The organism is Cellulomonas sp. GbtcB1 (genome assembly GCF_019091725.1).
In the GTDB taxonomy this organism is placed as follows: Bacteria; Actinomycetota; Actinomycetes; order Actinomycetales; family Cellulomonadaceae; genus Cellulomonas.
On sequence record NZ_JAGXJG010000032.1, the window covers coordinates 39,201 to 45,200 of the forward strand.

The 6,000-nt window shown below is 77.8% G+C and carries 3 protein-coding genes and 1 pseudogene; all 4 read left to right on the forward strand.

The window, feature by feature from the left end; all coding sequences use genetic code 11:
* The first annotated feature begins 112 nt into the window (after positions 1 to 112).
* The gene (locus tag KVT14_RS12590) at positions 113 to 661 is read left to right on the forward strand and encodes an NUDIX hydrolase (protein ID WP_217615978.1); all 549 of its coding nucleotides are present in this window, start codon (positions 113 to 115) and stop codon (positions 659 to 661) included.
* A complete protein-coding gene (locus KVT14_RS12595) occupies positions 658 to 2,979 on the forward strand; it encodes a DUF6049 family protein (protein ID WP_217615979.1) in 2,322 nt (773 codons plus the stop codon). The genes KVT14_RS12590 and KVT14_RS12595 overlap by 4 nt, the downstream gene beginning before the upstream one ends.
* The gene (gene murJ, locus KVT14_RS12600) at positions 2,976 to 4,688 is read left to right on the forward strand and encodes a murein biosynthesis integral membrane protein MurJ (protein WP_217615980.1); all 1,713 of its coding nucleotides are present in this window, start codon (positions 2,976 to 2,978) and stop codon (positions 4,686 to 4,688) included. The genes KVT14_RS12595 and murJ overlap by 4 nt, the downstream gene beginning before the upstream one ends.
* 143 nt (positions 4,689 to 4,831) lie before the next feature.
* Positions 4,832 to 6,000, forward strand: a pseudogene (locus KVT14_RS12605) (hypothetical protein); the annotation flags it as partial.

The following is a 6,000-nucleotide window of genomic DNA, read 5'->3' on the forward strand; positions in this document are numbered from 1 at the left end:
CCGCCGCCCGCCGACGCCGAGGTCCCGGGACGCTCCGCCGCCGGTCGGCGCGCACAGGTCCTCCACGCCGAGTCCGTCCGGCGGCCGTGACGGAGTCGTTACAGTGGCCTGCATGCCTGAGCACGCGCGCGCCCTGCCCCCGCAGGGCGTCCCCGCGCCGCCGGGCGGTCACGCGCTGCGGATCGACCCCCGGTCGACGCGCACGCGGCACCCGCACCTGCCCGTCGTCGAGGAGACCTCCGCGGGCGGGCTGGTCGTGCGCCTCGACGCCGGCCTGCACGTCGCGGCCGTGATCGCGCGCCGCAACCGGGCGGGCCGGCTCGAGTGGTGCCTGCCGAAGGGGCACCTCGAGGGCGAGGAGACGCCGGAGCAGGCCGCGGTCCGCGAGATCGCCGAGGAGACCGGCATCGTCGGCCGGATCGTGCGCCGGCTCGGCGTGATCGACTACTGGTTCACCGGCGACGACCGCCGCGTGCACAAGATGGTGCACCACTATCTCCTCGGGGCGGTCGGCGGCGAGCTGACCGTCGAGGGTGATCCGGACGGCGAGGCGGAGGACGTGGCGTGGGTACCGGTGGTGGACCTGCCCGGGCGCCTGGCCTACCCCAACGAGCGACGACTGGCCGAGGCCGCGCACGTGGTCCTCGTCGGCGAGGCATGAGGCTGCGCGGCACGGCGGGGCGCGCACGAGCGGTCACGGCGGCGGTCCTGGCCGCCTGCGTGGTCGCGCTGTCCGGCGCGCCCGCACTCGGGTCGACCGCGGTCCCGGCTGGAGTTCCGGCTCCCGCCGCCCCCTCGACGGACGACCTGCCCGTGTCCGTCGCGATCACGGCCGTCGCGCCCCAGGTGCTCGAGCCCGGCGAGGACCTCACGGTCACCGCCACGCTGCGCAACGACGGCGACGAGGTCGTCGAGCAGCCCCGCGCGTCGGTGCGCATCTACCGCTACCGGATGTCCACGCGCGAGCAGGTCTCCGCCTGGGCCGACGCCGGGGACTCCAGCCCGATCGGGGACGTCGCCGCCGTGACGACGCTCGACACCCCGCTCGAGCCCGGCGCCACCACGACGGTGCAGGTGACGGTGCCGGCCGCCGACGTCGGACTGCTCCGCACCGACGACGCGTGGGGCCCGCGCGGGCTCACGCTCGACGTCGGCGACGGGCGCAGCCGCGTCGGGCTGGACCGCAGCTACCTGCTGTGGGACTCCGCGGACGACCTGCCCAGCGCGCACGTCGGCGTGCTGTCCGCCGTGGTCGGGCCCGCGACCGACCCGTCGGTGGACGACGCCGGCGACGAGGCGGCCGGCGACGCGGCCGGCGACACCGCGGGCGCCGCCCCGAGCCCGTCGCCGTCCGCGTCCCCGTCCGCCGACGACGGCGCCACCGAGCAGGGCGACGACACGGCGGGCAGCGACGACCGCCTCACCGCCCTCACCGCCGCGGGCGGCCGGCTCAGCAAGCTGCTGCAGGCCACGGCCGACCACCCGTTCGTGTCCTGGGCGGTCGACCCGGCGCTGGTGGACGGCGCCGCGGCCGGGACCCGGGCGGACCAGGCCTGGCTCACGGCGCTGACCGGTGCGGCCGAGGACCGCGAGGTCCTGCGGCTCCCGTGGGCGGACCCCGACCTCGCCGCGGTGGCCCATGCGGGCGCCGCCGACGGCACCGCCGACCTGCTCGCCCTCGCCCGCGGCGTCGCGTCGACGTCCGGGGCCGACCTGTGGGCCGACGCCGACCCGGTCCTCTGGGCGGCGGACGACGTGCCGGACCAGGTGACCGCGGCCCGCGCGGCGCAGTCCGACCCGGGCACGCCCCTCGTCGTCGGTCCCGACGCGATGCCCGCGCGCGGCTCCGAGTCCCCGAGCTCCCCCACCACCGTCGACACCCCCGGCGGCTCCGTGACGGCCCTGGTCCCGGACCCGACCCTGTCCGACCTGCTGTCCGACCCCGCGACGTCCCAGCCCGGCGTCACCCCCGCGACCGCCGCGCAGCGCGTGCTCGCGGAGACCGCCGTGCTGGCCCGGTCCGACGACGCCCGCAGCACCTACGTCCTCGCGGCGACGCCGCGGGACTGGCAGCCCTCGACCGCGATCACCCAGGCGCAGCTCGCCGCGCTGGGGTCCGCGCCGTGGGTCGAGACGGCCACGGTCGCCGAGATGCTCACGGCGCACGCCGCGGGCCGCGCGGACGGGGACGACGCCGAGCGCGCCGCGCTGCCCGAGTCGCAGCGCACCGACACGGAGCTCACCCCCGCCTGGGTGAACGCGCTGGCCGCGCAGTGGCGCTCCGCGGGCGAGTTCGCGGCGGTCGTCCCCGACCCGGCCGCGCTGCTCCGCGGCCTGGACGCCGACCTCGTCGCCCCGCTGGCGGTCGCGTGGCGCGACGACCCCGACGGCCGGGCGGCCGCGATCAACGACGCCATCGCCGAGTCGCAGCAGCGGCAGTCCGGGCTCGACGTGCTGCTCAACGAGCAGTTCACCGTCATCTCCAGCTCCGCGCAGATCAGCGTCGCGGTGAGCAACGAGCTGGACCAGCCGGCGCGCGTCCGGGTCGAGCTGCGCCCGCAGAAGGCCTGCCTGGACACCGCGCGGTCGCCGGTCACCGAGGTCGCGCCGAACGCCGACACCACCGTGACGATGACGCTGCGTGCCAGCGCCAACTGCGACGTGACGGTCGACGTGTCGCTGGTGTCCGAGACGGGTCGCCAGCTCGCGACGCCGCAGCAGTTCTCCGCGCGGGTCGCGCCGACCATCGAGAGCGTCGGCGGCATCGTCGTCGGCGTGCTGCTCGCCCTGGTGCTGGCCTTCGGCATCTGGCGGACCGTGCGCCGCGGCCAGACCTCGCGGCGCGGGGCCCGGGTGGTCCGGGACGCGACGTCCGGCCGCGACGCGACGCCCCCGCCGGGCGGCCCGGCGCCCGCGCCCGAGCACACCCCCGCCGACCGCTCCGCGGCCGCGCCCCCCGACCGACAGGACCAGCCATGACCTCGCCCGCCACCGGACCGGTCGCCGGTGACCCGGACGGCACCGCGGCCGGCGCGACGGCCGGCGGCGGCACGGACGCCGGGACCGGCGCCCCGGCCGGGACCGCCGTCCGCACACCGGGCCTCGGCCGGTCCTCGCTCATCATGGCGTCGGGCACCGCGGCGTCCCGCGTGCTCGGCGTCGTCAACACCGCCCTGCTCGGCTGGGCCATCGGCGTCACCGGGCACATCGCGAACGCGTTCTCGGTCGCGAACAAGCTCCCGAACACGCTGTACCTGCTGATCGCCGGCGGCGTGCTCAACGCGGTGCTGGTCCCGCAGGTCGTCCGCGCGTACCAGCGCGCCGACGGGCAGCAGTACGTCGACCGCCTGCTCACCGTCGGCATCGTGCTGCTCGGCGGGCTCACGGTCGTGCTCACCGCGGCCGCTCCCCTCTTCGTGGCGTTCTACTCCTCGTTCCCGGACCCCGAGGTCACCCGCGTCGCGACCGCGCTCGCGTTCTGGTGCATCCCGCAGGTGTTCTTCTACGGGCTCTACTCGCTGCTGGGTCAGGTGCTCAACGCGCGGGGCTCCTTCGGGCCGTACATGTGGGCGCCGGTCGTGAACAACGTCGTGTTCATCGCCGGGCTGCTCGTGCTCGCGCAGGTGTTCGGGCGGAACAGCGACGGCGCCGACGCCGGATCCTGGACCGCCGGCCAGACCGCGCTGCTCGGCGGCGCCGCCACCCTGGGCATCGTCGTGCAGGCGCTGGTGCTCCTCGTCCCGCTGTACCGCAGCGGTTTCCGGTACCGGCCCCGGTGGGGTCTGCGCGGGTCCGGCCTGGGCAGCGCCGGGCGGGTCGCCACCTGGACGTTCCTCGGGCTGCTGATCGGGCAGGTCGGCGTCTGGCGGATCAGCGTCGTCGCGAGCTCCGTGGCGACGGAGGGCGCGGCGGGCAACGCGGTCTACGACCGGGCCTTCCTCATCTTCATGCTGCCGCACTCGCTGGTGACCGTGTCGCTCGCGACCGCGCTGTTCACCCGGCTGTCGGGCCGCGCCGCGGCCGGCGACACCGCGGCGGTCCGGTCGGACCTGTCCCTGGGCCTGCGCACGGTCGGCGTGTTCACCGTGCTCGCCACCACGGGCATCGCGGTCCTCGCGTTCCCGCTCGGCCGGGCGCTGTTCCCGGAGTCGCCGGACGGCGAGGTGCACGCGCTCGCGACGACGGTGGTGGCGCTCGTGCTCGGCCTGGTGGCGTTCGGCGTCTGGTCGCTGTGCCAGCGCGTGTACTACGCCTACGAGGACGCCCGGTCGATGGTGCCGGTGCAGGTGCTGATGGCGGTCGTGGTCGTCGGCGGCACGGAGCTCGGGCGGGCCACGCTCGACGACCGGTACTGGGTCGCCGCGGCGTGCCTCTCGATGGCGGTGTCCTACGCGGTCGGCGCGGCCGTGGCGCTCGTGTCCGTGCACCGGCGGCTCGGCGGGTTCGACGGGCGGCGCGTGCTGGCCCTCCACCTCAAGGCGGGGGTCGGCGCGGTGCTCGCCGCGGGTGCGGGCCTCGGCCTGCTCGCCCTGCTCGGCCCGGTCGACACCTGGGGTCGCGCCGTGCTGGCCTGCGTGCTCGGCGCCGTGGTCATGTCGGCCGTGTACGTCGGCGTCCTGCTCCTGCTGCGCGTGCGCGAGCTGCGGTCGCTCGCCGCCCCGGTGCTGCGGCGGCTCGGGCGCGCGTGAGCCGTCGGGCGCACCCCCACGGAAGGGTGCGCGGGCGGCCGCGCATCGGACGCGGGACCCGCCCGCCCGTCTAGCATGACGGGGAGCCTCGGCCCCACCCGGCCGGGCTCGACGCACACCGACGACCGGACGGAGGACGAGTGGTGCAGGCCCGCCCCGGCGACCCCGGACGCCCCGACGCCCCCGCGCTCGGCCGGCTCGGCGGCACCGTCGCCGGTCGGTACCGGCTGGACGAGCGCCGCCCCACCGACCTGCCGTCCGCCGAGCGCTGGACCGCGACCGACCAGATCCTCGCGCGGCCCGTGACCGTGACGCTCGTGTCCGGCGCACGGACCGCGGCGGTGCTGGACGCCGCGCGCCGCGCCGCGCTCGTCGTCGAGCCCCGCCTCGCCCGGATCCTCGACGTCGGCCAGGCCGAGGGCACCGGCTACGTCGTGACCGCCGCCGTGGACGGCCGCAGCCTCGCGTCGCTCGCCGGCCGGGCCCCCCTCCCGGCGGACCAGGCGCGCGCCGTCGTGGGCGAGGTCGCCGCCGCGCTCGAGGCCGCGCGCCGCCGCGGCGTGCACCACCTCGCGCTCCGCCCCGACGCCGTCGTGCTGACGGCGGGCGGGCGCGTCGTCCTCGAGGGCCTCGCGGTCGACGGGGAGCTGGTCGGCGCGTCCGGCGGCACCGCGCACGCGATGAGCCGCGCCGACGCGGTCGGGCTGGTGCGCGTGCTCTACGCCGCCCTCACCGGCCGGTGGCCCGCTGTGTCCGCCGCGGGGACCGGGTCCCTGCCGAGCTTCGCCGAGTGGTCCGCCGCCGGGACGGCGCCCGCGCGCGAGGCGGTCGAGCTGGACGCCGGCCTGCCGCTCGCGCCCGAGCACGACGGCGCGCCGCTCCCGCCCGTCGACCTGGTCCCGAGCGTGCCCGCCGACCTCGACACGCTCTGCGCCGTCACGCTCGGGCCGCACGACGACGGGCCGCACAGCCCCGGCGAGCTCGTCCGCGAGCTCGAGCCCTGGCGCGCCGTCCGCGCCGACGAGATCTTCCGTGCCGCCGACGCCGGGCGCTGGCCCGCCCTCCCGGGGCAGCCGCCCGCCGCGGCGGCCGCCGCGACCGGGACCGGCTCCGGCACCACCACCGCACCTCCGACGGGAAGCAGCCCGATGACCGACGACCAGAAGCGCGCAGCGGACGACACGACGACCCCGGCGCAGGGCGGGGCGGCGACTGCCGGTGCGGGCGCCGCTGGCGGGACTGGTGCCGCCGCTGGTGCGGGTGCCGGGGTCGGCGCGGGCGCGGCCGGGCACGCCGGCGCGGCGGGCGGTGC

Bases quoted from the DNA above. Each gene is read 5' to 3' on its own strand.
- KVT14_RS12595 (WP_217615979.1), top strand. From the start codon at position 658: ATGAGGCTGCGCGGCACGGCGGGGCGCGCACGAGCGGTCACGGCGGCG.
- murJ (WP_217615980.1), top strand. From the start codon at position 2,976: ATGACCTCGCCCGCCACCGGACCGGTCGCCGGTGACCCGGACGGCACC.
- KVT14_RS12590 (WP_217615978.1), top strand. From the start codon at position 113: ATGCCTGAGCACGCGCGCGCCCTGCCCCCGCAGGGCGTCCCCGCGCCG.